Source organism: Streptomyces sp. NPDC002138, from assembly GCF_040296485.1.
In the GTDB taxonomy this organism is placed as follows: domain Bacteria; phylum Actinomycetota; class Actinomycetes; order Streptomycetales; family Streptomycetaceae; genus Streptomyces.
The window spans coordinates 1-26,760 of record NZ_JBEOXE010000092.1 but is presented as its reverse complement, the minus strand read 5'-3'; the positions used below and the strand labels follow the sequence as shown (position 1 = coordinate 26,760).

Sequence of the window (26,760 nt, the reverse complement as noted above, 5' to 3'; positions counted from 1 at the left end):
ACCCCGCTCGCGGTGCCCATGCGCGTCGGCAGGTAGTCCTGGCCCAGGGTGACCTGGAGGGCTGCGCCGCTTCGCCGCGCCGCGCGCCCCGCGCCGGGAAGTGTGCGAACTGTGCGGCGTGGTCGTGGCCGAGGAGCACCACCGCCATCTCGTGGAGACCGAGCGGCGCGCCCTGGTCTGCGCGTGCGTCCCCTGCGCCCTGCTGCTCGACCGGCCGGGCGCGGCCGTCGGCGGCCGGTTCCGCGCCGTACCGGACCGCTACCTCACCGACCCGGACCACCGGCTGGACGACGGGGCGTGGGAACTGCTCCAGATCCCGGTCAGCGTCGCGTTCTTCTTCCGCAACGCGGCCCTGGACCGGCTCGTCGCGCTCTACCCGAGCCCGGCCGGAGCCACCGAGAGTGAACTCGATCCGGCGACCTGGCAGACCGTACTCGGTGCGAGCAGGCTCTCCGCGCTGCTCGAACCCGATGTCGAGGCCCTGCTGCTGCGCCGCTCCGAGGGCCGGACCGGGTGCCATCTGGTGCCGATCGACATCTGCTACGAACTGGTGGGACGCATGAGGCTGCTGTGGCAGGGCTTCGACGGCGGGGCGGAAGCCCGCGCCGCCCTGCACACCTTCTTCGAACAGGTCGAACGGCGCGCGAAGGTGCTGACGACCACGGCGGAGGCGGGCCGTCCATGACGACCGACTTCACCTTCACCTGCACGGGAGTGCGCGCCGACGCCTACGCCGCCGGCCCCACCCTCGTCTTCCGGCTGCGCGTGACGGCCACCCCGGGGACCCGGGTGCACGCCCTCGCGCTGCGCTGCCAGATGCGCATCGAACCCGCCCGGCGCGGCTACGAACCGGCCGAGGCGGACGGCCTGGCCGACCTCTTCGGCGCCCGCTCCCGCTGGGGCACCACCCTCCAGCCCGTGCAGTTCACCCAGGTCACCGCCATGGTCCCCAGCTTCACCGGGGAAACCGAGACCGACCTCGTCGTGCCCTGCACCTACGACATGGACATCGCGGCCACCCGCTACTTCAACGCCCTGGAGGGCGGCGAGGTGCCCCTGCTGATGCTCTTCTCCGGTACGGCCTTCACCGGCGCCTCCGGCTTCCACGTCGAGCCCGTGCCCTGGGACCGCGAGGCCGCCTACCGCATGCCGGTGGCCGTGTGGCGCGAGATGGTCGAGCAGCACTTCCCGGGCTGCGGCTGGCTGCGGCTGCCCCGCGACACCATGGACGACCTCCTCGCCTACCGCTCGCGCCACGCGCTCGCCTCGTGGGAGGCGACCGTGCGCTCCCTGCTCGACGCCGACGCCGCCGCCGGGAAACCCGGTCCGCGGGACCCCGCCTGGGCCGGCGCCGTACTGCCGCGCGCGACCGAAAGGACGGCGCCGTGACCGCTACCGCCCCCGCCCCCGCGCGGACCCGCTTCGACCACGCCCGGCAGGTGGCCGACGCGGTCCTCTTCGAGGGGTACGTGCTCTACCCCTACCGGGCCTCGGCCGCCAAGAACCGGCTGCGCTGGCAGTTCGGCGTGCTCGTACCCCCGGCCTGGGGACCCGCGCACCACGAACACGCCTGCCAGCGGACCGAGATCCTGATGGAACCGAAGGGCGCCGCCTCCCTCTCCGTGGAGCTCCGCTTCCTGCACGCCCAGCGCCGCACCGTCCAACAGATCCGGCCCGACGGCACGTTCGAGACGGTGACCGAACTGCACCTGCCCGACCGGGTGCTCGTCCCCTGGGACGAGGGAGCGGAGGAGCGGGTCGACGTGGCCGTCCCGGTCGCCGAACTCATCGGCGCCGGCGCCCTGTTCCCCTTCGTTCGCCCGGCCCGCGAGGACATCGAGCCCGTCCTCGACGACGCCGGCCGCACGGTGGGACGGACCGTTCGGCGGACCGAGGAGATCAGCGGCGCGCTGCGGCTCACCGCGACCGAACTCGACGGCCCCTACCGGGTCCTGAAGCTCACCGCCGTCGTGGAGAACACCAGCCCCTGGGAGCCCGCCCCCGGCACCCCCGAAGCCGACGACCGCGACGCGGCCCTGCCGCGCTCGCTCGTCGCCGCCCACCTGCTGCTCGGGCTCGACGCGGGCGGCTTCCTGTCGATGACCGACCCGCCCGAGTGGGCCAAGGGCGCCGTCGCGGGCTGCGTCAACGAGCGCACCTGGCCCGTACTCGCGGGTGAACCGGGCCGCGCCGACGTGGTCCTGTCCTCCCCGATCATCCTGGAGGACCATCCCGCCATCGCCCCCGAGAGCGTCGGAGCGATGTACGACTCCACCGAGATCGACGAGATCCTCGCCCTGCGCACCGCGGCCCTGACCGACCAGGAGAAGCGCGAGGCACGCGGCACCGACCCGCGCGCCGCGGCCGTCATCGACCTGGCCGAGTCGATGCCGCCCGAGGTGCTGGAGCGGCTGCACGGCGCGGTGCGCGCCCTGCGCGAGATCACCGGCGAGGCGCCGGCCGCCGCGGCCGAGCCCGGCGCCGTGGACCCGGGCGCGGTCGAGGCCGGGGCGCCGCACCTCGAACTCTTCGACGACCAGGCCGTGTTCAAGCCGGAGAAGCCCTGGTGGGACCCGGCCCACGTGGACCACGCCGACCCGGCCCGGGACCGTATCAACGTCGACGGAGTATCGGTGGGCGCGGGCAGCCGGGTGCTGCTCCGGCCCGGGCTCCGGCGCACCGACGCCCAGGACCTCTTCCTGCACGGCCGCGCCGCGCTCGTCGAAGCGGTCCTGCACGACGTCGACGGGGGAGTGCACCTCGCCGTCACCGTCGAGGGCGACCCGGGCGCCGACATCCGGCGCGAACAGGGCCGCTTCCTCTACTTCCAGCCCGACGAGGTCACCCCGCTGGAGGGCGAGTGAACGGCGCGAGCGCGCCCGGCGGCACCCTGATCGCGGGCATCGGCAACGTCTTCCTCGGCGACGACGGCTTCGGCGTGGAGACCCTCAGGCAACTCGCCGCGCACCAACTCCCCGCCACGGCGCAGGCCGTGGACTTCGGAGTGCGCGGCGTCCACCTCGCCTACCAGCTCCTCGACGGGTACGACACGCTCATCCTGCTCGACGCCACCGCCCGCGGCGGCGCCCCCGGCACCCTCTACCTGATCGAGGCGGACGAGCCGGGCTCCGTCGAGCCCGGCAGGCCCGTCCTCGACGGCCATCACATGTCCCCCGACGCGGTCCTCGCCCTGCTGGGCACCCTGTGCGAGGGCACCGGCGGCACCCCGCCCCGGCGCACCCTCGTCGTCGGCTGCGAACCCGCCTGCGTCGAGGAGGGCATCGGCCTGAGCGCGCCGGTGGCCGCCGCGGTGCCCGAGGCCGTACGCATGGTGCTCGGCCTGCTCCAGGAGCTCGAACCACCTCGTGAACTGAGGAGAATCCCATGAAGAAGGCCGTCTTCGGCGGCGCGGCCGCCGCCGCCCTCGTCGCCGTGATCAAGCAGATCCTCCCCGACATCCGGCGCTACCTGAAGATGCGCCGGATGTGACGGCAGGCTCCCCGCGGCCCCGGCGCCCGAATGGCGTACGGGGCGCGCCGCCCGTCGGCGTGCCCGACCGCCCCGCCCCCGTCCTGCCGGTCTAATGAGCCCCGGCAGGACGGCAGGACGGAGTTCCGATGCACGAGATGTCGATCGCCATGGCCGTCGTCGGCCAGGTGGAAGAGGCGGCCCTGGCCGCCGGCGCCCACACCGTCACCACCGTTCGCCTGGAAGTCGGGGAGCTTGCCGGGGTGGTGCCCGACGCCCTGTCCTTCTGCTTCGAACTGGCCTGCGCCGGAACGGTGCTCGAAGGCGCCGCACTCGACACCCGATCGGTCGCCGCCCGCGCCCGCTGCGGGGCCTGCGGGAACGAGTGGGCCGTCGGCATGCCGCCCGAACTCTGCTGCCCCGCCTGCGGCAGGGCCACCGACGTCGAACTGCTCACGGGCCGCGAACTGCGCGTGCTCACCGTGGAGTGGGAGGACGGCCCCCGGCCCGCGCCCGCCGCCGACCCGGTCCCCGCCCGCGACGGTGACCGCGCACCCATCTCCGAGGAGCACTGAAGACACATGTGCCGAGTGGTCGACCTCCAACAGGCGGTACTCGCCAAGAACGAAGCGGCCGCGCACACCCTGCGCGCCGCGCTCACCGCCCGCGGCACGACGATCGTCAACCTGCTCTCCAGCCCCGGCAGCGGCAAGACCGCCCTGCTCGAGCGCGAACTGCTCCTCGGCCGCGAACGCGGCGTGCCGGTGGCCGCGTTGACGGCCGACCTGGCCACCGAGAACGACGCGACCCGGCTCGCCCGGTCCGGCGTACCCGTCAAGCAGGTCCTCACCGACGGGCTCTGCCACCTGGAGGCCCACATGCTGGGCCGCCACCTGGACGGCTGGCTCCCCGAGGACACCCGGCTGCTCTTCGTGGAGAACGTCGGCAATCTGGTCTGCCCCGCCTCCTACGACCTCGGCGAATCGCTGCGCGTGGTGCTCGCCTCGGTGACGGAGGGCGAGGACAAGCCGCTCAAGTACCCGACGGCGTTCGGGCTCGCCCAGCTGGTGGTGGTCACCAAGACGGACATCGCGGCGGCCGTCGACTTCGACGAGGCGGCCTTCCGCGCCAACGTCCAGCGGGTCAACCCGGGGGTCGAGGTGGTCCTCACCTCCGCCCGGGCCGGTGCGGACGCCGGGCTCGGCCTCCTGCTCGACCGGTCGCTCGCCGCCGCCGACGGGACGCCGGTCCACCAGCCGGTCATGGCCCGCCACCGGCCCCCGGCGCCCGACGACGACCACGACGGCGCGCACGACCACGACGGCGCGCACGACCACGACGGCGCGCACGACCACGAGCACGAGCACGACGGCGCCCACGACCACGACCACCCGCACGAGCACCCCCACCCCCACCCCCACCCCCACCCGCATCCCGTCGCGGTGCAGACCCGCTGATGGAAGCGGTGCAGCGCCGCCGGGTCACCGTCCGTGGCGTCGTACAGGGCGTCGGCTTCCGGCCGTACGTGTACACCCGCGCCACCGGCCTCGGCCTGGCCGGGCACGTCACCAACACCCCCGACGGCGTGGTCGCTGAGGTGGAGGGCGCCCCGGCCGCCGTATCGGCGTTCTGCGAGCGGCTCGCCGCCGACGCGCCGCCGCTCGCCGTGGTGGACACCGTCGACCACCACGAGGTCCCGGTCGCGGGCGGCGCGGGATTCACCATCGTCGCCTCCCGCGTCGGCGGCCCGGCCCGCACGCTGGTCTCCCCGGACGTCGCCACCTGCGCCGACTGCCTCGCCGAGCTGGCCGACCCCGCCGACCGGCGCCACCGCCACCCCTTCATCACCTGCACGCACTGCGGGCCGCGTTTCACCATCGTCACCGGGCTGCCGTACGACCGGGCCCACACCACCATGGCCGGCTTCCCGATGTGCGCCGACTGCGCCCGCGAGTACGCCGATCCCGGCGACCGGCGCTTCCACGCCCAGCCAGTCGCCTGCCCCGCCTGCGGCCCCCGGCTGCGGCTGCTCCGCGCGGTCCCCGGCGGGCCGCCGGAGGAGGACCCGGACGGCCCCGACCCGGTGGCCGTGGCCCGGGGGCTGCTCGCCGCCGGAGCGATCCTCGCGGTCAAGGGCCTCGGCGGCTACCACCTCGCCTGCGACGCGGCCCAGCCCGGGGCGGTGGCGGAACTGCGCCGCCGCAAGGGGCGGGGGGACAAGCCGTTCGCCCTGATGGCACGGGACCTCGCCGGCATCGAGGAGCTGGCCGAGCCGGGTCCCGGGGAACGCGCCCTGCTCACCGGCGGTGCCCGGCCCATCGTCCTACTGCGCCGCCGCGCCGGCGCCGCGCCGCTGACCGGGGTGGCCCCCGGCGCCCCCGACCTCGGCGTGATGCTCCCGTACACCCCCGTGCACCACCTCCTGCTCGGGCTCCCCGGCGACCCGCCCGGCCCCCGCCTGCTCGTCATGACGAGCGGAAACCTGTCCGGCGAACCCATCGTCACGGACGACGCCGAGGCCCTGGAGCGGCTCGCCCCCCTCGCCGACGCCTGGCTCACGCACGACCGCCCGATCCACGTGCCCTGCGACGACTCCGTGCTGCGGATCTGCGACGGCGAGGTGCTCACGGTCCGCCGCTCGCGCGGCTACGCCCCGCTGCCGCTCGCCCTCCCGCTGCCCGTCCCCCCGACCCTGGCCACCGGGGGCGACCTCAAGAACGCCCTCTGCCTCGGCGAGGGGCGCCGGGCCTGGCTGTCCGCGCACATCGGTGACATGGACGACCTGGCCACCCAGTACGCCTTCGAACGCGCCGAGCGGCAGCTGGAGTCCCTCACCGGAGTCACACCCGAACTGCTCGCCACCGACCGGCACCCCGGCTACCGCTCCGCCCGCTGGGCGCTGCGCCACCGCGGCGAACGCCCGGTGGTCCGGGTGCAGCACCACCACGCGCACATCGCGTCCGCGATGGCCGAACACGGCCTGGACGGCGCCCGCGAGGTGATCGGCGTCGCCTTCGACGGCACCGGCTACGGCGACGACGGGGCGGTGTGGGGCGGCGAGGTGCTCCGCGCCGACTACACCGGCTTCACCCGGTTCGCCCACCTCGCCTACGTCCCCCTGCCGGGCGGTGACGCCGCCGTGCGGCGCCCGTACCGCATGGCGCTGTCCCACCTGCGCGCCGCGGGCCTCGACTGGGACCCCGGCCTGCCCTGCGCGGCGGCCTGCCCGCCCGATGAACTGCGGGTGCTGCGCACCCAGTTGGAGCGCGGCCTGCACTGCGTCCCGACCTCGAGCATGGGCCGGCTCTTCGACGCCGTCTCCGCGCTCGCCGGAGTCTGCCAACACGCCGGATACGAGGCCCAGGCCGCCATCGAGCTGGAGAACGCGGCCCTGGCCGCGCCGGAGGCCGCCGGGCTTCCCGGATACGGCTTCGCCCTGCGCGAGCCCGGCCCCGGCGGCGGCGCGGTCATCGCCGACCCGGCCCCCGTCCTGGCCGCCGCGGTGGCCGACGTACGCGCGGGCGTCGCGCCGGGCGTGATCGCGGCCCGGTTCCACACGGCGGTCGCCGCGCTCGTCGGCGCGCTGTGCGTGCGGGCCCGCGCCCGGCACGGCCTGGACACGGTCGCGCTGACCGGCGGCGTCTTCGCCAACACCCTGCTGTCGACGGCCTGCGCGCGCATCCTGCGCGCCGACGGGTTCACCGTCCTGCGCCACCACCGGATCCCGCCCAACGACGGCGGACTGGCCCTCGGCCAGCTGATGGTGGCCGCCGCCGCGCGGCTCACCGAACACCCACAGCGAGGAGAAGCCCATGTGCCTGGCGGTACCCGGCAGAGTGCTTGACATCGGGGAGAAGGACGGCACCCGGATGGCGACCGTCGACTTCGGCGGCGTGGTGAAGGAGGTGTGCCTGGAATACCTGCCGGACCTCCAGGTGGGCGAGTACGCCATCGTGCACGTCGGCTTCGCCCTCCAGCGGCTGGACGAGGAATCGGCCAAGCAGACCCTCGAGCTTTTCGCCCAGCTCGGCATGCTCCAGGAAGAGTTCGGCGACCCGTGGGAGCAGGCGGCGCAGGCGGGCGGATCCCCCTGGCCCTTCGAGGGGGACCCCTTCGAGGCGGACCATTTCGAAGCTGATCGTCTCGAGGGCGACGCCGTAGAGGAGGCGCGGAAGTGAAGTACATCGACGAATTCCAGGACCCGGACCTCGCCCGCAGGCTCCTCGACGACATCCACGCCACGGTCACCCGGCCGTGGGCGCTGATGGAGGTCTGCGGCGGTCAGACCCACACCATCATCCGGCACGGGATCGACCAACTCCTGCCCGAACAGGTCGAATTGATCCACGGTCCGGGCTGCCCGGTCTGCGTGACACCGCTGGAGGTCATCGACAAGGCCCTGGAGATCGCCTCCCGCCCCGGAGTGATCTTCTGTTCCTTCGGGGACATGCTCCGCGTCCCGGGAACCGGCCGCGACCTCTTCCAGGTGCGCAGCGAGGGGGGCGACGTCCGCGTCGTGTACTCCCCGCTCGACGCCCTCAAGGTCGCCCAGCAGAATCCCGGCCGTGAAGTGGTGTTCTTCGGCATCGGCTTCGAAACCACCGCCCCGCCCAATGCCATGACGGTGTATCAGGCGAAGAAGCTCGGCATTCCCAACTTCAGCCTGCTCGTCTCCCACGTCCGCGTTCCCCCCGCGATCGAGGCGATCATGGGCTCGCCCGGCTGCCGGGTCCAGGGGTTCCTCGCCGCCGGGCACGTCTGCAGCGTGATGGGCATGTGGGAGTACCCGGAGCTGGCGGCCCGCCACCGGGTCCCGATCGTGGTGACCGGCTTCGAACCGCTGGACATCCTCGAAGGCGTACGCCGCGCCGTGCACCAGCTGGAACGCGGCGAGCACACCGTCGACAACGCCTACGCCCGCGCGGTCCGCCCGGAGGGCAACCCCGCCGCACTGCGCATGCTGGAGGACGTCTTCGAGGTCACCGACCGGGCCTGGCGCGGCATCGGGGTGATCCCGGACAGCGGCTGGCGGCTCTCCGAGCGCTACCGCGACTTCGACGCCGAACACCGCTTCTCCGTCACCGGGATCACCACGCTGGAGCCCGCCGAATGCCGCAGCGGCGAAGTGCTGCAGGGCCTGATCAAGCCCAACGCGTGCGAGGCCTTCGGTACGACCTGCACCCCGCGCAACCCGCTCGGCGCCACCATGGTCTCCAGCGAGGGCGCCTGCGCCGCCTACTACCTCTACCGCCGGCTGGAGCTGACCCCGGCCAAGACCGCCGCACCGCTGGAGGCGAGCCCCGTTGCCTGACACCGCGCCCGACATGATGGGCTGGACCTGCCCCGCCCCGCTGCGCGACCGCCCCCGCGTGGTGATGGGCCACGGCGGCGGTGGCGCGCTCTCCGCCGAACTCGTCCAGCACCTCTTCGCCCCCGCCTTCGGCGGCGAGGTGCTCGCCCAGCTCGGGGACTCCGCCGCCGTCACCCTGGGCGGCGTCCGGCTCGCCTTCTCCACCGACTCCTACGTCGTACGGCCGCTGTTCTTCCCCGGCGGCAGCATCGGCGACCTCGCGGTCAACGGCACGGTCAACGACCTCGCGATGAGCGGGGCCCGCGCCGCCTACCTGTCCGCCGGGTTCATCCTCGAAGAGGGCGTCGAGATGGCCGTGGTCGCCCGGGTGGCCGAGGCTCTCGGCGAGGCCGCGCGGGCCGCCGGGGTGGAGGTGGCCACCGGGGACACCAAGGTCGTCGAAGCCGGGCACGGCGACGGGATCTACATCAACACCGCGGGCATCGGCCTCATCCCGGCCGGGGTCGACCTGCGGCCGCAGCGGGTGGTGCCGGGTGACGTGGTCATCGTCAGCGGCGCGATCGGCGTGCACGGCGTGGCGATCATGAGCGTCCGGGAGGGCCTGGAGTTCGGCGTGGACATCGCCAGCGACTGCGCACCGCTGGGCGGCCTCGTCCAGAGCATGCTCGCCGTCACCCCCGACCTGCACGTGCTGCGCGACCCCACCCGGGGCGGTCTGGCGGCCGCCCTCAACGAGATCGCGCAGGCCTCCGGAGCGGGCGTGGTCATCGACGAGCGGTCCGTCCCCGTCCCGGCCGCCGTGGCCAACGCCTGCGCGATCCTCGGCCTCGACCCGCTGTACGTCGCCAACGAGGGCAAGCTGGTGGCCTTCGTCCCGCGCGAGCACGCCGACGCGGTGCTCGACGCGATGCGCGCCCATCCGCTGGGCGCGGACGCGACCGTGATCGGGGAGGCCGTCGCCGACCACCCCGGCCTCGTCGTGGCCCGCACCGGCCTCGGCGGCACCCGCGTGGTCGACCTCCCGCTGGGAGAGCAACTGCCCCGCATCTGCTGACCCGCCGTCGTCCGTCGCCCCCCCCGCCGGGGTGACGGACGTACGCCTCCCACCGCGCGAAGGCCGCCACCCCGTCGGCGACCCGGAAGAGCGGCCGCACGGGGCCCGCCCGCCGTCCCCCTGGGCGACACCATGGCGGAGGGGTCCGACAGCGGCCCCCGTCAGCCCCGGGCGGGGACGGGACGGCCGGCGACGAAGGCCTCCGGGGGCGTGGTGTACGGCAGGCCGGCCAGGGGCTGGCCGGTCAGGAAGCGGGCCATCAGGTCGGCGAAGTCCCCGCTGCGCTCCAGCGGCGCGAGGTGGTCGGTCTCCAGGACGGTGAGGAACTGCGCGGTGGGCAGTACGGACGCCACGCGGCGGCCCATGTCGGGGGTGGTGAGCGTGTCGTGCTCGCCGGTGACGACCAGGGCGGGGACCGGCGGGCAGGGCCCGGGGCGGTACCACTCGTGCCGGATCAGCCGCCGGTTGTGCTCGGCCGACTTGCGCAGGGAATCGGGGCTCTGCCCGGCGATCTGCTGGTAGACGAGCCGGCCGACCGCCGCGTGCTTGCGGACCTTGCGCCCGTCGGGGGGCGACATGAACCGCTCGGTCAGCTCGCGGGCGATGTCCTGGGTCTCGCCCCGCGCGATCATGCCGTCCCAGCGCTCCATCGCCGCGGTGTAGTCGGGCGTCACCGCCGTCGCCATCCCGCTCAGCATGAGCCGCTCGACGAACGCCGCGTTGTGCTGGGCGAAGCGCAGCGCGACCGCGCCGCCGAAGCAGGCGCCGAACAGGCTGATCCGGCCCAGCCCCAGCTCGTCCACCAGGTGCCGGGTGGCCGCGGCGAGGTGGTCGATGCCGTAGCGGGCCGGGAGGAAGTCCGCGGTGCCGTAACCGGGCAGGTCGACCGTCACCACGGGACGGTCGAGGACGAGCCGCCTCTCGTGCCGGGTCCAGGACGTCCGGTTCTGCTCGGAGCCGCCGAGGACGAGGAGCGGCGTACCCGAGCCGCCCGCCCGGGCGATCCGGCAGACGTAGGTGCGCCCGTCGAAGACCAGCTCCCGCTCCTCCACCGTCCCGGGCGCGGCGTCCGGGCCGCCGCCCTGCGCGGGGACGGGCAGGGGTACGGCCGGGTCCCGTTGCGTGAGCGATCCCTGGCCCTGGACCGTGACGGAACTCGGCATGACTGTCATTGATCGCTCCAAGAGGCGCCGGAAAGACAAAGCGCGCTGTCTAACCCTCCCCGGTGGCGAAAGGTGTCGGCGGTGGCCGAACGGCTGCGCCACCCGGCCGATGACTCGGACGGGTGGCGCGGGAGGAGGGCCGGGGCGGAGCGGAGCGGGGGTCAGGCGGCGGCCGGGGCGTCCTCGGTGTCCGGAACGGTGACCAGCCAGCGGGAGTCCTGGCGGGGGCGCAGGTAGAGGGCCCAGTAGAGGGTCGCGACCGCGGTGATGCCGCCGGTCCAGAGCAGGTACTCGGTCTCCTGCTGGGTCAGGATGTAGGCGAGTACGAGGATCAGCGCGACCGGCACCGCGGGCCACAGCGGCATCCGCCAGGCGGCGACCGTGCGGTGCGCGCCGCGGCGGCTGTACAGCGCGGCGACCGCCACCAGCAGGTACATGCCGGTCACCGAGACTCCGGTCACCCCGTAGAGGGTGTCCAGGTTCACGAAGCAGAGGCCCGCGCCGGGGACGCCGACGAGCAGGGTGGCGACCCAGGGGGAGCCGGAGCGGCCCAGCCGGGACAGGGCGTTGTTGACGGGCGCGGGCCAGGCCTTGTCGCGGGCCGAGGCGAAGAGGACCCGCGAGTTCTGGATGACCATGACGATGCCCGCGTTGACGATGGCGAGGGCGACGCAGAGGCTGACGAAGGTGCCGACGGCCGAGTTGGACCAGGCGGTGACCATTCCGCTGATGTCGCCGCTGGTCAGGGCCGCGAGGTCGGGGGCGCCGACGGTGATGGCGATGACCGGGACGAGGATCACGGCGGTGGAGATCGCCAGGGTGGCCAGGACGGTCCGGGCGACGTTGCGCCGCGGGTTCTCCAGCTCCTCCGACAGGTAGACGGCGGTCGAGAACCCCTGGGTGATGAACAGGGCGATGGCCAGTCCGGAGACCACCATCATCGCGGTGACCGTCGAGGTCGACGCGCCGGTCTCCCCGGCGACCGAGCCGTGGATCAGGGCCGAGGCGCCGCGCTCGCTGTGGGCGAAGCCGAGTACGGCGACGAGCGCGGCGGCCACGACCTCCAGGACGAGGAAGATGCCGGTGATCCAGGCGTTGGCGCGCAGGTCGAGCAGGCCGGCGAGGGTGGCGAGCAGCATGACCGCGCCGCCCGCGACCGGGGCCGGTATGTGCACGATCGGCGCCAGGTAGTCGGCCGTACCCATGGCGATCACGGGCGGCACGATCATCACGACCAGCAGGGACAGGACGAAGACCAGCCAGCCCGCGAGGCGGCCCGCGAGCGTCGACACCATGGCGTACTCGCCGCCCGCGCTGGGGATGAGGGTGCCCAGCTCGGAGTAGCAGAACGCGACACCGATGCACAGCAGCGAGCCGATGGCGATGGTGAGGGCGGCGTAGGTGCCGAGGCTCGAGAACAGGTCGGGCACGACCACGAAGAGGGTCGAGGCGGGCGTCACGCACGACAGGGTGAGGAGGGTCCCGCCCACCACGCCGATGGAGCGCTTGAGCTTCTGGGGGACGGGGCCGGTCGCGGGGGCGAGCGCCTGAGGAGCGCTGATCGTGTCGGACATCAGTGCGGGTTCCGATCGGCAGATGCGGGGTGATGAGTGCGGGAGCGGTATCGCCTCCGAGGCGGCTGGTGACCAGGTGGTTCTTTGTGGCTCCCGAGCCGTTATGCAATCTCCGCGAGATCCGTTGGTCAATAGCTGTTTACCTGCGGAATCCATCGCTCCGACACGCCGCAGGTGTCCGTTTCAGCGTTAAGGCCGCGTAAACACTGCCCTCCGGAGGGTGCGGGAACCGCAGCTCGGCCCGCAGATTATTTCCACCGGTTTTGCCGTTCGGTTCCACCTGGCGGGACCGGCCCCGCCCCCGGGGCCTCCGCCTTGTCCCCAGGGCCGTGGCACTAGCGCATCTCGCGCCGCTCGTCCTCGGTGAGTCCGCCCCACACTCCGAAGGCCTCGTGCGTGTTCAGCGCGTGCTCCAGGCACGCGCGCCGGACCGGACACACGGCGCAGACCCGCTTGGCCGCCTCGTCCCGCTCCTCCCGGTCCTCGCCGCGCTCACCGGCCGGATGGAAGAACCGGTTGGGGCCGAGATCGCGGCAGGCCGCCTCGGTCTGCCACTCCCAGTCGTGGAGCGTGGGCTTGGGCAGCAATGACACGTCGGGCATGACAGTTCCCCTCTCGGTGGAGTTTTCGGCTTGCAGGCGCGTCTGACCACTCCAAGGGGCTTGAAACGTAAGGCGCGTGACCGCTCGTGAGTGGCCGTGCCGGATACTCGGCGCGTAGGAACACGGGCAGGGACCGGGACAGCAGGGAAGAGGAGACACAGGTGCGCCCCACGGGCCTCACGCGCCTCACGCGCCGCACGCGCCTACGGAACCCGGCGGCCGCGGTCGCCCTCTCGCTCGCCTTCCTGGCCGCCGCCGCCCCCGTGGTGACCGCCGCGGCCACGGGTCCCGTCACCGAGGTGCCGCAGCGCTCCGACGCCCTCGACCGCGACGCCCTCGACCGCGCCGCGCTCGCCCGGGACCTGGACGCCCGGGACCTGGACGCCGTCCGCGACGCGGGCATGTACGGCGCGTACGCCTCCGTCCGCGACGGCGACGCCGTGTGGAACGGCGCCACCGGCGTCGCCGACCTCGCCACCGGCCGCCCCACCCGCGCCGACATGGAGCACCGCGTCGGCAGCGTCACCAAGTCCTTCACCGCGGTCGCCGTCCTCCAGCAGAGCGCCGCGGGCCGGATCCGGCTGGACGCACCGATCGGCGACTACCTCCCCGCACTCGTCCCGGGCGAGCGCGGCCGCGCGGTCACCGTACGCATGCTGATGAACCACACCAGCGGCATCGCCGACTACACCGCGCGGGCCTTCCCCTCCCTCGCCCAGGGCTCGACCGCGAGCCTGGACGAGTTCCGCCACCGCACGGTGTCACCGGCCCGGCTGATCTCCTGGGGCCTGGACGCCCCGCAGCTCTTCCCGCCCGGCACCGACTGGTCGTACTCGAACACCAACTACATCCTGCTCGGCGAGCTGCTGCGCGCGGTCACCGGCCAGGACCCCGAAGAGGTCATCACCCGGGACGTCATCCGCCGGGCCGGACTGCGCCACACCCACTTCCCCGGCACCGATCCGCGGATCGAGGGCCCGCACTCCAAGCTGTACGAGAGCTTCCACGGGCTGATCGACCCGCCCCGCGACTACAGCGAGTACGACATGACCATGGCGGGCACGGCCGGGGCGCTGATCTCCACCCCGCAGGACCTCGACACCTTCTACCGCACCCTGCTCCGGGGCGGTCTGCTGCCCGGCGCCCAGCTGCGCGAGATGCGCACGACCACGCTGGTCAAGGACGAGAGCGGCCGGGTCATCGCCGGGTACGGCCTCGGCATCTACACCATCGACACCCCGTGCGGCCCGGTCTGGGGTCACGACGGGTCGGTCTGGGGCGCGGGCACCACCGCGCTGTCCAGCGCCGACGGCACCCGCCAGTTCGCCCTCGGCTTCAACCTCGCCAAGTACCAGCGCACCGACGCCGACGGCCGGCCGGTCCCGCACCCCGTGGACGCGGCCCTCGACCGGCTCCAGACGGCGGCCCTGTGCGGTACGGGCGCCCCCGCGTCCACCGATCCGTTCCCGCTCCCGCAGACCCGCCCGCCGGAGGGCCCGCTGGCCCCGCCGTACCTCTCCTCGGCGACGGGTCAGGGCCTGCGCTAGGGGGTGTCCGGGACCGAGCCGGACACCCGGGCAGCGGTCACCGCTGCGTGCGGGCGGCCGGGCCGCGGGCCGCCAGCAGCAGGGCGATGTCGTCCGGGCGATCGGCGGCCTGGCCCGCCTCGCTGATCAGCCGGTCCGCCGTCTCGGTCAGCGGGCCCGGCCCGGTCTCCGCCAGGACCGCGCGCAACCGTTCCACCCCGACGTCGATGTCCGTACCCGGCTGCTCCACCAGCCCGTCCGTGTACAGGGCGAGCACCGCGCCGGGCTCCAGGGTGAGTTCGGCGACCGGGTACTCCGCCCGCGGGTCGATGCCCAGCACCACCCCGCCCGGCAGGTCCAGCACCTCGGCCCGGCCGTCGGGATGGCGCAGCAGCGGCTGGGGGTGCCCCGCGCGCACCGCGAGCGCACGGCCCGACGCCGGGTCGAGCAGGACGTAGCAGCAACTGGCGAACTGCCCCGGATCCAGGCCGATCAGCAGCCGGTTCACGCCGCTCACGACCTCCTGCGGACTGCTCCCGTTGAGCGCGAAGGCCCGTACGGCGCTGCGTAGTTGACCCATCGTCGCGGCGGCCGCCACGCCGTGCCCCTGGACGTCCCCGATCACCAGGGCCAGCAGCCCGGGCTCGGTCTCGATCACGTCGTACCAGTCGCCGCCGACGTCCATCCCCTGGGTACCGGCCAGATAGCGGGCCACCGTGTCCACGTGCTCCAGCACCGGCAGCCGGGCCGGCAGCAGCGCCGATTGCAGACCGCGCGCGACGGCGGCCTCCGTGTCGTAGCGCTGCGCCCGCTCCAGGGCCTGCGCGATCAGCCCGGCCAGCGCGGTCAGCACGGTGCGCTCCTCCGGACTGAAGCCGCGGGGAGCGTCGAAGCCCAGGATGCAGGAGCCGACCGGGCGGCCGGAGGCGATCAGCGGCAGGAAGGCCCGGGCGCCGATGTTGGTGTCCATCGGGATGCCCGGATAGGCCGCCGCCAGACGTTCCATCGACTCGAAGAAGATCGGCCGCCCGGAGGTCAGGGTCTCCACGCCGGGCAGCCGGACGTCCAGCCCGACCCCGTCGAACCGGTTCAGGAACCCCTTGGGGAACCCGGTCTCCCAAGCCAGGTGCAGATGCCGCTCGTTGAGCAGGTAGATCGCCAGCTGTCGGCCGCCGAAGGCGGGCAGCAGCTCCTCGGTCACCACGGCCGACACCTGGCGGGCGGTCACCGCCTCCGTCAGCGCGATCGCCATGGCGACCGGGCGGTACACGGCGGTCGCCCGGTCGCCGGGCGATCCGAGCGCGGTGCCCGGCCGCGTCACCGAGCCCGGTGCGTACGCGGGTGCCCGCGCGGCCGTCAGCAGCACGCTGACCCCGCCCGTCCCCGGGTACAGGTCCACCGCGACCCAGTCCCCGGCCGGGCGCCGGGCCAGGAACCCCATGGGCTCCCCGGACATGTACACGGCCCGGAAGCTGTCCTCGTGCACGGGATGGCCCAGCCAGGGCAGCGCCTCCCACAGCACGCGCCCGCGGAGCCCGACGACCTCCGGGCCCAGCAGGGCTCCCGCCCGCTGGCCCACATAGCCGACCCGGCCCAGCCGGTCCAGGGACAGCAGCGCCTGCGGCAGCCGGCCGACCGCCACCGAGACGTCGGCCGCGGCGTCGGGGGGCTCCACGCACACGGGGTCACCGTCCCAGACCACCGGCTCGCCCGCGGCGGTCAGCCGGGCCAGCTCCCGGGTCAGCGCGGCCGCCGCCTCGCGCAGCCGCTTGCGGTCCTCGGGCCCGACCGGCATGCCGGGGGTCGCCGTACGCAGCACCATCAGCACCCCGTACCGCTCGCGCCCGGCGGCCAGCGGCTCGTACAGCGAGCCGAAGGCGAACGGCAGACCGGCCATGAGCTGCGGGAACAGCCGCATCGTCGATTCGGCGTCGGACAGGTGCACGGCGTGCCCGGAGCGGTAGGCCTCGGCCACCGGATAGGGGCGGTTCACCTGCATCCGCCACCACGGACGGAACAACGGCCCCGGCAGACCCACCAGCACCGCGAGCCGCAGCAGGCCGTCCGTTCCGGAGCGCAGGTACACCCCGCCCGCGTAACCGCCGACAGCCTGCACCGCACCCACCGTGGCCCGCGCGAGCGCCCGGCCCGTCTCGTCCAGGGCGGGGCCGCGGATGTCCGGTCTCGCCGTCACACAGCCAGGATGCGCCCGGACGGGCGGAGGGTGCATCCCGGGGAACCTCCCGACGGCGCGAATTGGGGTGCGTACTCGCGGATTGGGGTGCGTACTGAGGTGCGTACCGGCGTGCGCACCGGGGCGTACGTCAGCCCCGCACGCCCCCGGCCGTGCCCGCGCGCGCACCGCCCCGGTAGCCGGTCACCACGGCCACCGTCATGGCCAGCAGCACCACGGCCACCGTCCGCAGCGCCACCCCCATGGCATCGGTGAAGGCCGCGACCTGCGCCGGATCCTGCGGATTCCCGTGGAACCGCGAGGCCAGCACCGTGCCCACCACCGCCACCCCGAGCGCCGCGCCGATCTCCCGCGCCGCCGTGTTCAGCCCGGACCCCAGCCCGGCCTGGTGCGCCGGGAGCTCGGCCACCACCGTCAGGGTCAGCGCGGGCGCGCACAGCCCCGTACCGACCGAGAGGATCAGCAGGTAGCAGGCGTACAGGGCGTACGGAGTGCCCGCGTCCACCGTCGACACCAGCAGCAGCCCCACCCCGATCAGGGCCAGCCCCGCCCCGGCCGGCAGCCGCGGTCCGGTCCGCTGCTGGAGCCGGGCGCCCAGCTTGGGCACCAGCACCATGCCGACGGTGAGGGGCACGATCGCCAGACCCGTCAGGGCGGGGGAGAAGCCCTTCGCGTACTGGAGGTACTGCGCGTTGACGAAGAACAGCGCGAAGAGCCCGAAGAAGCCCGCCCCGATCCCGAGCGCCCCGGCCCGCAGCCGCCGGGAGGCGAAGATCCGCGGATCCAGCAGCGGCCGTGCGGCGCGCAGCCCGTAGCCGGTGAAGACGGCCAGCAGCGCGGCTCCCGCCCCGAAGGCGGACAGCACCCGCGCGGACGCCCAGCCGAGCGAAGGCCCCTCGATGATCCCGTAGACCACGGCGAACAGCGCCCCCGCCAGCACCAGCGCCCCCAAGGGGTCCACGGACGCGTCGGCCCGCGCCGGGGTGCGGGGTACCGCGCGGGCCACCACGAGCGCGAGCAGCGCGCCCAGCGGTACCACCGCCCAGAACAGCGCGCGCCAGGTCAGGAACTCGCCCACCAGCCCCCCGCCCACATTGCCCGCGAGCCCGCCGAGGCCCGCGGACAGGGTCCAGGTGGCCAGGGCCTGGCCGCGCCGCTCCGGCCCGCTCAGGTGGACCAGTACGGACATGGTGGCGGGCATGATCAGCGCCGCGCCCGCGCCGCAGAGCCCACGCCCCGCGATCAGCACGGCGGCGGAGCCGGCCAGCGCGCTGAGCGCCCCGCCCGCCGCGAACAGGCCGAGCCCCGCGAGCAGGGCGCCCTTGCGGCCGTACCGGTCGCCGACGGCCCCGGCGGGGATCAGCAGCGCGGCGAAGACGATCACGTACGCGTCGACCGCCCACAGCAGTTCACCGGGCGCGGGGTGCAGGGAGGACGTGGCGAGCTGGGGGATCAGCAGGTTGACGGCGGCCACCATCCCCTGGGCGACCAGGACGCAGGCGCACAGGACGAGCACGACGACCCGTGAGGGGCCCGACCGGGGACCTGGCTGGGGACCTGACTGGGGACCCGGCTGGGGATTCGGCTGGGGATTCGACAGGGCCTCGGCGCCCGGGGGTTGGGCGGTCTCGGCAGGCCCGGGAGGCTTCTGGGCAGGGCGGAGCACGGCTCCTCCTCGGAGCTGGGGGAAGTGGATGCCCTCACCGTAGGGTTGGCGTGACCTGCTTTCCAGTGCAAGTAATGCAAGGGGTGTATGCGTATGACGCAATCCGGCCTGGACCTGAACCTGCTCGTGGCCCTCGACGTGCTGCTGGAGGAGGCGAGCGTGTCCCGGGCGGCCGCCCGGCTGCACCTGTCCGAACCCGCCATGAGCCGCACCCTCGGCCGCATCCGCAAGGCCCTCGGCGACCCCGTGCTGGTCCGCGCCGGGCGGTCCATGGTGCCCACCCCGCACGCCCTCGCGGTGCACGGCGAGGTACGTGCCGTCGTCGAACGGGCCCGCTCCCTCTTCCTCTCGGCCGGCCGGGTCGACCTGGCCACCCTCACGCGCACCTTCTCCGTCATCGCCAACGACGCCTACGTCGCCGCCTGCGGCGCCACCCTCCTCGCCCGGGTGGCGAGCGAGGCGCCCGGGGTGCGGCTGCGGTTCCTGCCCGAGAGCCACGCGGACCTGGCCGCCCTGCGTGAAGGGGTCGCGGACCTGGAACTCGGCGTCGTGGACACCCGGTCGCCCGAGGTGCACGTGGAACACCTCTCCGACGACCGGGTGCTGGGCGTCGTACGCCCCGGACACCCGCTGCTGCGCGGGCGGATCACCGCCCGCCGGTTCGCCGCCGCCGACCACCTGATCGCCTCCCGGCGCGGCCGCCTGGCCGGGCCCGTGGACACCGCCCTCGCCGAACTCGGCCTGAGCCGACGGGTGGTGGGCAGCGTCGGCACCTTCCCCGCCTCCCTGTTCGTGCTGCGCGAGGGTGACCTCGTCGGGCTGATCACCACCCAGGCCGTGCCGCTCGCCGACGCCCTGGGCCTGGAGACCTTCCCGATCCCGCTCGACCTGCCGGCCATGCCCTTCGGGATGGCCTGGCACCCGCGGCACGACGCCGACCCGGCCCACGCCTGGCTGCGCGCCTGCGCCCGCGAGCTCGCCCCGGCCGGCGCCCATCGGCCCGGGGTCCCGTCCTGAGCTGTGGGGTGTCGTCCTGAGCTGTGAACCTGCCCGAGGCTCGCGCGGGCTCCCGTCCTGAGCTGCGAACCTGCCTGAGGCTCGCGCGGGCTCCCGTCCTGAGCTGCGAACTCGCGCGGGGCGAGGCTCAGCTGACACAGTGAAACCATGCGTGTACTGATCGTCACAGCGGGGTCCTGGGGCGACGTCGCCCCCTACACCGGGCTCGGGACGCGGGTGCGAGCTGCCGGGCACGAGGTGGTCCTCGCCACCCACAGCCGGTTCGCGGACGCCGTCACCGCCCACGGCCTGGGATTCCGCCCGCTGCCCGTGGACCCCCGCGCGGAGCTCGCCTCGTCCACCGGCCAGCGGCTGACCCGCGCGATCAGCGGCCCCGTCGCCATGGCCCGCGCGGTCCGCATGGCCCGGGAGTTCATTCCGCCGCTGACCGACGGGGTCGCGGCCGCGGTGCGCGCGGGCGCCGACGTCGTCCTCGCCTCCACCCTCACCGAACCCCTGTGCGCCACCCTCGCCGAGGGATACGGACTGCCCTGCGTCGGCGTCCATCTGCTGCCCGTCACCCCCAGCCGGGCCATCCCGCCGCTCGTCTCGGGCGGCCGTTCGTACGGCCCGTACGTCAACGAGCTGACCGGACGCGCCGTCTGGGCCTGCGGCGACCGGGCCTTCGCCCCCGGAGTACGCGCCCTGCGCCGCGAACTGGGGCTGCCCGCACGCAGGTTCAGCGGCCCCCTCGGCCTGGACCGGGCCCGCCGGGTCCACCACGGATTCAGTCCGCTCATCCTGCCGCGCCCTGCCGACTGGCCCTCCGGCCACCGGGTCGGCGGCTACTGGTGGCCCGAACGGCCCCCCGGCTGGCAGCCGGAGCAGCGGCTCCTCGACTTCCTCGCCGCGGGCCCGCCGCCCGTCTTCGCCGGGTTCGGCAGCCTCGTCGCGGCGGACGCGGAACGCCTCGGCGCGCTGCTCGGCGCCGCCCTGCGCAAGGCGAAGGTGCGCGGGATCGTCCAAGCGGGCTGGAGCGGGCTCAGCGCCGAGGGCGACGACCTGATCAGCGTGGGCGAAGTCCCGCACGACTGGCTTTTCCCGCGCACCGCGGCGGTGATCCACCACTCGGGCGCGGGCACCACCGCCGCCGGCCTGCGCGCGGGGGTGCCCGCCGTCCCCGTACCCGTCCAGCTCGACCAGCCGTTCTGGGCCACCCGTCTGCATGCCCTCGGAGTGGCCCCCCGCCCGGTCCGCTACCAGCGGCTCACCGCCGACCGGCTGGCGGCGGCGGTCGGCGAGGCCACCACCGACCCGGGCATGCGGACCCGCGCCCGGGACCTCGCGGCCGCCCTGGCGCGCGAGGACGGCGCCGCGCCGCTGCTGAGGACGCTGGCGGAGCTGGGGTGAGGCGGCGGCCGCACACACCCCGGAGGGCCCGCGCGCCCCGGATGGGCCGACCGCTTCCCTCGTCCGGGGGACGGCGCACGCTCCGGCGCGCCTGCGCCGCCGCGCGCGGGGCACGATACGGATCATGCGGAAGCAGTACGACACCATCGGCGCGCGTTACGCGGAGTCCAAGACCACGGCGGCCTTCTCGGCGGCCGACACCTTCACCCTGCTGGGCGCCCTCGACGCGCTCGGCGGGGTGGACGGGCTCGACACCCTCGACCTGGCCTGCGGATACGGCTACAACACGCGGCTGCTGGCCCGCGGCGGAGCCCGGCGGACCGTCGGCATCGACATCTCCGAGCAGATGATCGCGCTCGCCCGGGCGGAGGTCGAGGAGCCGACGGCCCCGGGCGCCGCGGCCGCAGCGGCCCCGATCGAGTACGTGGTCGGCGACGCCGCCGGGATGCCGCAGCTCGGCCCGTTCGACCTGGCCACCGCCGTGCACCTGTTCAACTACGCGCCCGACCGGGCCGCCCTGCACGCGATGTTCCGCTCGATCCGGGTCAACCTGCGCCCCGGCGGCCGACTGCTGGCCATCGTGCCCAACCCGGGCGCGTTCCCGCACCAGGACTGGTCGCCGTACGGAGTCCGGATCCTCGACCGCGACCCGACCGGGGACGCACCGCTGCTGCGCGCCCAGTTCCTCACCGATCCGCCCGTCCCCTTCGAGTTCCGCGAATGGGCGCACGCCGACTTCGCGGAGGCCGCCGTCGAGGCGGGCTTCGCCACCGTCGCCTGGCAGCCCGCCCGCACCCCGCCCCCGGACGCTCACCGCGACGAGGAGTTCTGGGCCGCCTACCGGAGTCGGCCCATCAGCTCGCTGATGACCTGCGCGGCGTAGGCGTCGGTGTAGGTGTAGGTGTAGGTGTAGGTGTCGGCGTAGGTGGTGCAGTGCCCCGGGGGCGCCGCGGCCCGGGGGCGCCGCGGCCCCGGGTCGTCAAGGCCCGGTGCCGTCCGGCGCTCCGTCCGCTGCGGGCGCCGACCGGACCAACTGAACGATGGCCGTGCGTGCCTCGCGGCCCTCCGGGATCGGGAGCAGTGGGTACGCGTGGGGCAGCCCGGCGGCTTCGTGGTAGTCCACCTCGGCACCGTCCCCCCGGGCCCGGTGTGCCAGTTCACGGCTGTCGGTCACCAGGACGTCCCGCGAACCCGCGAAGACCGTCAGCGGCGCCAGCCCCGCGAAAGAGCCGTGCAGCGGGCTCACCCGCGGGTCGTCGGTGGCCAGAGTCCCGGCGTACAGCCGCCCCGCCTCCACCAGCCCCGGCCGCGCGAGCATCGGGTCGGCGGCCTCCAGCGCGGCCTGGTCCGGATGGGTCATCGTCACGTCCAGCCAGGGTGAGATCAGCACGATCCGCGAGGGCTGCGCACCGGTCCGGTCGCGCAGCCGCTGCGCGGCCGCGAGCGCCAGGCCCGCACCCGCCGAGTCGCCGATCAGCACCGTGCCCCCGGGGCCGCCGCTCGCGATCAGCCCGGCGAGCAGGTCCGCGGCCACCGGGACCGACCGGTCGGCGGTCCCGCGCGGGGCCAGGATGTAGGCGGGGACGACGCAGCGCGCCCGCGCCTCGGTCACCAGGGTCCGGATCAGCGCCCAGTGCGGCCGGACCAGTTCGTTGATGTACCCGCCGCCGTGGACGTACAACACCTGGGCCGCGGGCTCCGGCCCGCGCGGCGAGGCGTCGTACACCGGCCACGCCCCGACGAAGGTGCGCGAGACCTCGGCGACCTTCCCCAGCGAGCGCGGCGGCAGGTGCGACGCCGGCCTGCGGGCCGACTCGGCCACCCGTGCCCGTACCGCTTCGGCACTCGCGAACCGTCTTCGCCGACCCGCCGCGATCAGCGCGGCCGACAGCGCCCGACTGCGCAGACTCGGCACCGCTGCCACCTCCCCGTTCCCTGCCCCTGCCCCGGCCCCGTCACGTGAGGAGCATAGGCGTGAAGCTGGCCTGTGGACCCGCTTAAGAAATCCTCGATGGACTGATCGTTACGGGGTCGGCAGATTGGTGCCTGTCGATGCGCCACACCCGCCCCTGGGATCGCGGCGCCCCCTCCGCATGCCTGGAGCCACGCCATGAAGGCACTCGTCAAGCACAAGGCCGAGCCCGGGCTGTGGCTCATGGACGTGCCCGAGCCCGAGCACGGCCCCGGCGATGTGCTGATCAAGGTGCTGCGCACCGGCATCTGCGGTACGGACCTGCACATCCGTTCGTGGGACGGCTGGGCGCAGGGCGCGGTCAAGACCCCGCTGATCCTCGGCCACGAGTTCGTCGGCGAGGTCGCGGCGATCGGCGCCGATGTCCAGGACATCGAAGTCGGCGCGCTGGTCAGCGGCGAAGGCCACCTGGTGTGCGGCAAGTGTCGCAACTGCCTCGCCGGGCGCCGCCACCTGTGCCGCAGCACGGTCGGGCTGGGCGTCGGACGCGACGGCGCGTTCGCCGAGTACGTCGTCCTGCCCGCGCAGAACGTGTGGGTGCACCGGACCAAGGTCGACCTGGACGTGGCGGCGATCTTCGACCCGTTCGGCAACGCCGTGCACACGGCCCTGTCCTTCCCGCTGGTCGGCGAGGACGTGCTGATCACCGGCGCGGGCCCGATCGGCATCATGGCGGCGGCCGTCGCCCGGCACGCCGGTGCGCGCAGCGTCACGATCACCGACGTCAGCCCCGAGCGGCTGGAGATCGCCCGCAAGGCGGGCGCCACGCTCGCGCTCGACGTCCGGGACGCCACGATCGCCGACGCGCAGGCGCAGCTCGGCCTGCGCGAGGGCTTCGACATCGGCCTCGAGATGTCGGGCCGCCCCGAGGCGATGCGCGACATGATCGACAACATGACCCACGGTGGCCGCATCGCCATGCTGGGCCTGCCCGCGCAGGAGTTCCCGGTGGACTGGGCGAAGGTGGTCACCTCGATGATCACCATCAAGGGCATCTACGGCCGCGAGATGTTCGAGACCTGGTACGCCATGACGGTGCTGCTGGAGGGCGGGCTCGACCTCGGCCCCGTCATCACCGGCCGCTACTCGCACCGGGACTTCGACGCCGCCTTCGACGAGGCCGCGACGGCCCGCAGTGGCAAGATCATCCTGGACTGGACGGCGTAACCGGCCGGTCCGGGCCGCCGTTGGCAGTTGCTGGTTGCTGGTTGCTGGTTGCTGGTTGCTGGTTGCTGGTTGCTGGTTGCTGGTTGCTGGTTGCTGGCTGGTGGTTGCATGTCGGTGCGCCCTCGCTGGTGGCTGCTTGCCGGTGGCGGCCTGCCGGTGGACGCTTGCTGGCGGCTGCTGGCGGTGCGTGCCTGTTTTTCGGCGCCTGCTTGTCGGCGCCTCCCCGAACCATTTCCCTCCGGCCGGGCCCCGCACCACCCTCCCCCTCCGCGGGGCCCGGCCCCCTCCCTCCGCCGCCGCTCCAGTGGAAAGAGAGCACCATGTTCGAGTCCGTCCGCGAAGACCTGCGCACCACCCTCGACGAGATCCGTTCCGCCGGGCTGCACAAGCCCGAGCGCGTCATCGGGACCCCGCAGAACGCCTCCGTCACCGTCACCTCCGGCACCGGAGGCGAGGTGCTGAACTTCTGTGCCAACAACTACCTCGGCCTGGCCGACCACCCCGAGGTCGTCGCCGCCGCGAAGGACGCCCTCGACCGCTGGGGCTACGGCATGGCCTCCGTCCGCTTCATCTGCGGCACCCAGGAGGTGCACAAGGAACTGGAGGCCCGGCTCTCCTCGTTCCTCGGCCAGGAGGACACGATCCTCTACTCCTCCTGCTTCGACGCCAACGGCGGTGTTTTCGAGACGCTGCTCGGAGCCGAGGACGCGGTGATCTCCGACGCCCTCAACCACGCGTCGATCATCGACGGCATCCGCCTCTCCAAGGCCCGCCGCTTCCGCTACGCCAACCGCGACCTCGCGGAGCTGGAGACCCGGCTCAAGGAGGCCACCGAGGGTGGCGCCCGCCGGAAGTTGATCGTCACCGACGGCGTGTTCTCCATGGACGGCTACGTCGCCCCGCTCGCCGAGATCTGCGACCTGGCCGATCGCTACGACGCCATGGTCATGGTCGACGACTCGCACGCGGTCGGCTTCGTCGGCCCCGGCGGCCGCGGTACGCCCGAACTGCACGGGGTCATGGACCGCGTCGACATCATCACCGGCACCCTCGGCAAGGCCCTCGGTGGCGCCTCCGGCGGTTACGTCGCCGCCCGCGCCGAGATCGTCGCCCTGCTGCGCCAGCGCTCGCGTCCGTACCTCTTCTCCAACTCCCTCGCCCCGGTCATCGCCGCCGCCTCGCTCAAGGTCCTGGACCTGCTCGAGTCGGCCGGTGACCTGCGCGAGCACCTCGCCGCCAACACCTCGCTCTTCCGTACGAAGATGACCGAGGCCGGCTTCGAGATCCTGCCCGGCGACCACGCCATCGCGCCCGTCATGATCGGCGACGCGGCCGAGGCGGCCCGCATGGCGGAGCTGCTGCTGGAGCGCGGCGTGTACGTCATCGGCTTCTCGTACCCCGTCGTTCCGATGGGCGCCGCCCGTATCCGCGTCCAGCTCTCGGCCGCCCATTCGACGGCGGACGTGGAGCGCGCGGTGGCCGCGTTCATCGACGCCCGAGCGGCGCTCGGCTCCTCGGCGGGCTGACATCATGGAGGGGTGATCGACCCCCGCCGGCTGCGCATCCTGCGGGCCGTGGCGGACCACCGTACGGTGACCGCCGCGGCCGCAGCCCTGTACCTGACCCCCTCCGCCGTATCGCAGCAGCTCGCGGCGCTGGAGCAGGAGAGCGGGCACGTACTGCTCACCCGTAGCGGGCGGGGCGTACGGCTCACGGCGGCCGGGGAAATCCTGGTCGGGCACGCCCACGAGGTACAGGCCCAGCTGGAGCGCGCGGAGGCCGAGCTGGCCGCCTACGCGGGCGGCACGGCGGGCGAGGTCACCGTCGCCGCCTTCGCCACCGGCATCACCGAAGTGCTCGCCCCCGCCATCGCCCGGCTCGCCCTGGACCACCCCGGCATCCGGCTGCGGGTCCGGGACGCGGAGGGCGACCAGAGCCTGCCGATGCTGCTGGACGGCGAGGCCGACGTGGCGCTCGCCGTGGAGTACCGCGGCGGCCCGGGCGCCGACGACACCCGGCTCTCGGTGCTCCCGCTGTACGCCGAACCCTTCGACGCGGTGCTCCCCGCGGGGCACCCCCTGGCCGCCCTCCCCGAGGTGTCCCTGGCCGGACTCTCCGACGCGGACTGGGTGGGCCAGTACCCCGGCAATCCGTGCCACGACGTGACCCTGCTGGCGTGCGAACTGGCGGGCTTCCAGCCCCGGTTCAGGCACTCCTCCGACGACTTCCGGGCCGTGATCGCCCTGGTCGGCGCGGGGGCGGGCGTCGCCCTGGTCCCGCGCTCGGCGCTCCGCGGGACGGACCTCAAGGAGGTCCAGGTCCGCCCGGTGGAGGGCCCCGCGGCCACCCGCCGCGTCTTCGCGGCCACGCGCCGGGGGGCCGAGACCCATCCCTTGATCGCTCCGGTGCTGGCGGGGCTGGCGCGGGAGGCGGGGCGGCTGCCGGCGCATTGAGGGGGGTGGGGGTAGGGGTGGGGTGTGGGTGGGTGGGTGGTGGGTGGGTGGTGGGGGCTCTCGCTTTGGGCGTACGGGGTCGGGGTGGTTCCCGGGGGCTGCCCGTCAGTTCGACTGTCTCTTCGTGCCGAGCCGTGCTGTCAAGGGCGCTCCCTGCGGTCGCGTCGCTGCGCGATGGCCTGCGGCCACCCTTGACAGCACGAC

At 74.1% G+C, this 26,760-nt stretch carries 24 protein-coding genes; 18 read left to right on the top strand and 6 right to left on the bottom strand.

Annotated features, from left to right (window positions below; all coding sequences use genetic code 11):
• Positions 1-61 precede the first annotated feature (61 nt).
• The 11 genes from ABT084_RS34740 to hypE all read left to right on the top strand — a co-directional run bounded on the left by ABT084_RS34740 (position 62) and on the right by hypE (position 9,833).
• Positions 62-685, top strand: a complete 624-nt coding sequence (locus ABT084_RS34740) for a DUF5947 family protein (protein WP_351052874.1) — start codon at positions 62-64, stop codon at positions 683-685.
• On the top strand, positions 682-1,389 hold the full coding sequence (locus ABT084_RS34735; protein WP_351052866.1) for a DUF6084 family protein: 708 nt from the start codon (positions 682-684) through the stop codon (positions 1,387-1,389). The genes ABT084_RS34740 and ABT084_RS34735 overlap by 4 nt, the downstream gene beginning before the upstream one ends.
• Positions 1,386-2,864 carry a hypothetical protein gene (locus tag ABT084_RS34730; RefSeq protein WP_351052863.1) on the top strand — a complete coding sequence of 493 codons (1,479 nt, stop codon included), beginning with the start codon at positions 1,386-1,388 and terminating at the stop codon, positions 2,862-2,864. The genes ABT084_RS34735 and ABT084_RS34730 overlap by 4 nt, the downstream gene beginning before the upstream one ends.
• The gene (locus ABT084_RS34725) at positions 2,861-3,388 is read left to right on the top strand and encodes a hydrogenase maturation protease (protein ID WP_351052860.1); all 528 of its coding nucleotides are present in this window, start codon (positions 2,861-2,863) and stop codon (positions 3,386-3,388) included. Before ABT084_RS34730 ends, ABT084_RS34725 begins: the two co-directional genes overlap by 4 nt.
• Complete coding sequence (locus ABT084_RS38100) at positions 3,385-3,489, top strand: DUF6893 family small protein (RefSeq protein ID WP_502969270.1); 105 nt, start codon at positions 3,385-3,387, stop codon at positions 3,487-3,489. The genes ABT084_RS34725 and ABT084_RS38100 overlap by 4 nt, the downstream gene beginning before the upstream one ends.
• Positions 3,490-3,617: 128 nt before the next feature.
• Positions 3,618-4,043: a hydrogenase maturation nickel metallochaperone HypA/HybF gene (locus ABT084_RS34720; RefSeq protein ID WP_351052857.1), complete on the top strand. Its 426-nt coding sequence runs from the start codon at positions 3,618-3,620 to the stop codon at positions 4,041-4,043.
• Positions 4,044-4,049: 6 nt separating this feature from the next.
• Positions 4,050-4,925: a hydrogenase nickel incorporation protein HypB gene (gene hypB, locus ABT084_RS34715; protein WP_351052854.1), complete on the top strand. Its 876-nt coding sequence runs from the start codon at positions 4,050-4,052 to the stop codon at positions 4,923-4,925.
• Complete coding sequence (gene hypF / locus ABT084_RS34710; RefSeq protein ID WP_351052852.1) at positions 4,925-7,312, top strand: carbamoyltransferase HypF; 2,388 nt, start codon at positions 4,925-4,927, stop codon at positions 7,310-7,312. Before hypB ends, hypF begins: the two co-directional genes overlap by 1 nt.
• On the top strand, positions 7,281-7,646 hold the full coding sequence (locus tag ABT084_RS34705; protein WP_351052849.1) for a HypC/HybG/HupF family hydrogenase formation chaperone: 366 nt from the start codon (positions 7,281-7,283) through the stop codon (positions 7,644-7,646). Before hypF ends, ABT084_RS34705 begins: the two co-directional genes overlap by 32 nt.
• A complete protein-coding gene (hypD, locus tag ABT084_RS34700) occupies positions 7,643-8,779 on the top strand; it encodes a hydrogenase formation protein HypD (protein ID WP_351052847.1) in 1,137 nt (378 codons plus the stop codon). The genes ABT084_RS34705 and hypD overlap by 4 nt, the downstream gene beginning before the upstream one ends.
• A gap of 13 nt (positions 8,780-8,792) precedes the next feature.
• The gene (gene hypE / locus ABT084_RS34695; RefSeq protein ID WP_351052871.1) at positions 8,793-9,833 is read left to right on the top strand and encodes a hydrogenase expression/formation protein HypE; all 1,041 of its coding nucleotides are present in this window, start codon (positions 8,793-8,795) and stop codon (positions 9,831-9,833) included.
• Positions 9,834-9,994: 161 nt separating this feature from the next.
• On the opposite strand, the gene ABT084_RS34690 is transcribed toward hypE, so the two are convergent.
• The 3 genes from ABT084_RS34690 to ABT084_RS34680 form a co-directional block, all read right to left on the bottom strand.
• Complete coding sequence (locus tag ABT084_RS34690) at positions 9,995-10,996, bottom strand: alpha/beta fold hydrolase (protein WP_351052844.1); 1,002 nt, start codon at positions 10,994-10,996, stop codon at positions 9,995-9,997.
• A 161-nt stretch (positions 10,997-11,157) separates the two neighbouring features.
• Positions 11,158-12,570, bottom strand: coding sequence for an APC family permease (locus tag ABT084_RS34685; RefSeq protein WP_351052841.1), 1,413 nt, complete (start codon positions 12,568-12,570; stop codon positions 11,158-11,160).
• Between the two features lie 335 nt (positions 12,571-12,905).
• Positions 12,906-13,172 (bottom strand): WhiB family transcriptional regulator, encoded by a 267-nt coding sequence (locus tag ABT084_RS34680; protein ID WP_351052838.1) that lies wholly within the window; start codon positions 13,170-13,172, stop codon positions 12,906-12,908.
• A 161-nt stretch (positions 13,173-13,333) separates the two neighbouring features.
• Between ABT084_RS34680 and ABT084_RS34675 the strand changes: the two genes are divergently transcribed.
• Entirely contained in the window at positions 13,334-14,719 is a 1,386-nt protein-coding gene (locus ABT084_RS34675) for a serine hydrolase domain-containing protein (protein WP_502969269.1), read from the top strand.
• 37 nt (positions 14,720-14,756) lie between these two features.
• Here the strand turns inward: ABT084_RS34675 and ABT084_RS34670 are convergent, their stop codons facing one another.
• On the bottom strand, positions 14,757-16,928 hold the full coding sequence (locus ABT084_RS34670; RefSeq protein WP_351052835.1) for a PP2C family protein-serine/threonine phosphatase: 2,172 nt from the start codon (positions 16,926-16,928) through the stop codon (positions 14,757-14,759).
• Between the two features lie 94 nt (positions 16,929-17,022).
• Positions 17,023-18,408 (bottom strand): MFS transporter, encoded by a 1,386-nt coding sequence (locus ABT084_RS34665; protein WP_351052832.1) that lies wholly within the window; start codon positions 18,406-18,408, stop codon positions 17,023-17,025.
• Between the two features lie 237 nt (positions 18,409-18,645).
• Here ABT084_RS34665 and ABT084_RS34660 point away from each other — a divergent pair, with 237 nt between their 5' ends.
• From ABT084_RS34660 to ABT084_RS34650, 3 genes are all read left to right on the top strand, one after another.
• A complete protein-coding gene (locus ABT084_RS34660) occupies positions 18,646-19,575 on the top strand; it encodes a LysR family transcriptional regulator (RefSeq protein ID WP_351052829.1) in 930 nt (309 codons plus the stop codon).
• Positions 19,576-19,722: 147 nt separating this feature from the next.
• Positions 19,723-20,964 (top strand): glycosyltransferase, encoded by a 1,242-nt coding sequence (locus ABT084_RS34655; protein ID WP_351052827.1) that lies wholly within the window; start codon positions 19,723-19,725, stop codon positions 20,962-20,964.
• 124 nt (positions 20,965-21,088) lie between these two features.
• Entirely contained in the window at positions 21,089-21,847 is a 759-nt protein-coding gene (locus ABT084_RS34650) for a class I SAM-dependent methyltransferase (protein ID WP_351052824.1), read from the top strand.
• A 96-nt stretch (positions 21,848-21,943) separates the two neighbouring features.
• Here ABT084_RS34650 and ABT084_RS34645 read toward each other — a convergent pair whose 3' ends face one another.
• Positions 21,944-22,879: an alpha/beta hydrolase fold domain-containing protein gene (locus ABT084_RS34645; protein WP_351052821.1), complete on the bottom strand. Its 936-nt coding sequence runs from the start codon at positions 22,877-22,879 to the stop codon at positions 21,944-21,946.
• A 195-nt stretch (positions 22,880-23,074) separates the two neighbouring features.
• Here ABT084_RS34645 and tdh point away from each other — a divergent pair, with 195 nt between their 5' ends.
• The 3 genes from tdh to ABT084_RS34630 all read left to right on the top strand — a co-directional run bounded on the left by tdh (position 23,075) and on the right by ABT084_RS34630 (position 26,556).
• Positions 23,075-24,103: an L-threonine 3-dehydrogenase gene (gene tdh / locus ABT084_RS34640; protein WP_351052818.1), complete on the top strand. Its 1,029-nt coding sequence runs from the start codon at positions 23,075-23,077 to the stop codon at positions 24,101-24,103.
• 320 nt (positions 24,104-24,423) lie between these two features.
• On the top strand, positions 24,424-25,629 hold the full coding sequence (locus ABT084_RS34635) for a glycine C-acetyltransferase (protein WP_351052815.1): 1,206 nt from the start codon (positions 24,424-24,426) through the stop codon (positions 25,627-25,629).
• Between the two features lie 12 nt (positions 25,630-25,641).
• Entirely contained in the window at positions 25,642-26,556 is a 915-nt protein-coding gene (locus ABT084_RS34630) for a LysR family transcriptional regulator (RefSeq protein ID WP_351052812.1), read from the top strand.
• The last annotated feature ends 204 nt before the right edge of the window (positions 26,557-26,760 follow it).

Coding starts and splice junctions, on each gene's coding strand:
- ABT084_RS34735 (WP_351052866.1), top strand. CDS start 682: ATGACGACCGACTTCACCTTCACCTGCACGGGAGTGCGCGCCGACGCC.
- ABT084_RS38100 (WP_502969270.1), top strand. CDS start 3,385: ATGAAGAAGGCCGTCTTCGGCGGCGCGGCCGCCGCCGCCCTCGTCGCC.
- ABT084_RS34720 (WP_351052857.1), top strand. CDS start 3,618: ATGCACGAGATGTCGATCGCCATGGCCGTCGTCGGCCAGGTGGAAGAG.
- hypB (WP_351052854.1), top strand. CDS start 4,050: ATGTGCCGAGTGGTCGACCTCCAACAGGCGGTACTCGCCAAGAACGAA.
- hypF (WP_351052852.1), top strand. CDS start 4,925: ATGGAAGCGGTGCAGCGCCGCCGGGTCACCGTCCGTGGCGTCGTACAG.
- ABT084_RS34705 (WP_351052849.1), top strand. CDS start 7,281: ATGTGCCTGGCGGTACCCGGCAGAGTGCTTGACATCGGGGAGAAGGAC.
- hypE (WP_351052871.1), top strand. CDS start 8,793: ATGATGGGCTGGACCTGCCCCGCCCCGCTGCGCGACCGCCCCCGCGTG.
- ABT084_RS34690 (WP_351052844.1), bottom strand. CDS start 10,996: ATGCCGAGTTCCGTCACGGTCCAGGGCCAGGGATCGCTCACGCAACGG.
- ABT084_RS34685 (WP_351052841.1), bottom strand. CDS start 12,570: ATGTCCGACACGATCAGCGCTCCTCAGGCGCTCGCCCCCGCGACCGGC.
- ABT084_RS34680 (WP_351052838.1), bottom strand. CDS start 13,172: ATGCCCGACGTGTCATTGCTGCCCAAGCCCACGCTCCACGACTGGGAG.
- ABT084_RS34670 (WP_351052835.1), bottom strand. CDS start 16,928: ATGCACCCTCCGCCCGTCCGGGCGCATCCTGGCTGTGTGACGGCGAGA.
- ABT084_RS34660 (WP_351052829.1), top strand. CDS start 18,646: ATGCGTATGACGCAATCCGGCCTGGACCTGAACCTGCTCGTGGCCCTC.
- ABT084_RS34655 (WP_351052827.1), top strand. CDS start 19,723: ATGCGTGTACTGATCGTCACAGCGGGGTCCTGGGGCGACGTCGCCCCC.
- ABT084_RS34650 (WP_351052824.1), top strand. CDS start 21,089: ATGCGGAAGCAGTACGACACCATCGGCGCGCGTTACGCGGAGTCCAAG.
- tdh (WP_351052818.1), top strand. CDS start 23,075: ATGAAGGCACTCGTCAAGCACAAGGCCGAGCCCGGGCTGTGGCTCATG.
- ABT084_RS34635 (WP_351052815.1), top strand. CDS start 24,424: ATGTTCGAGTCCGTCCGCGAAGACCTGCGCACCACCCTCGACGAGATC.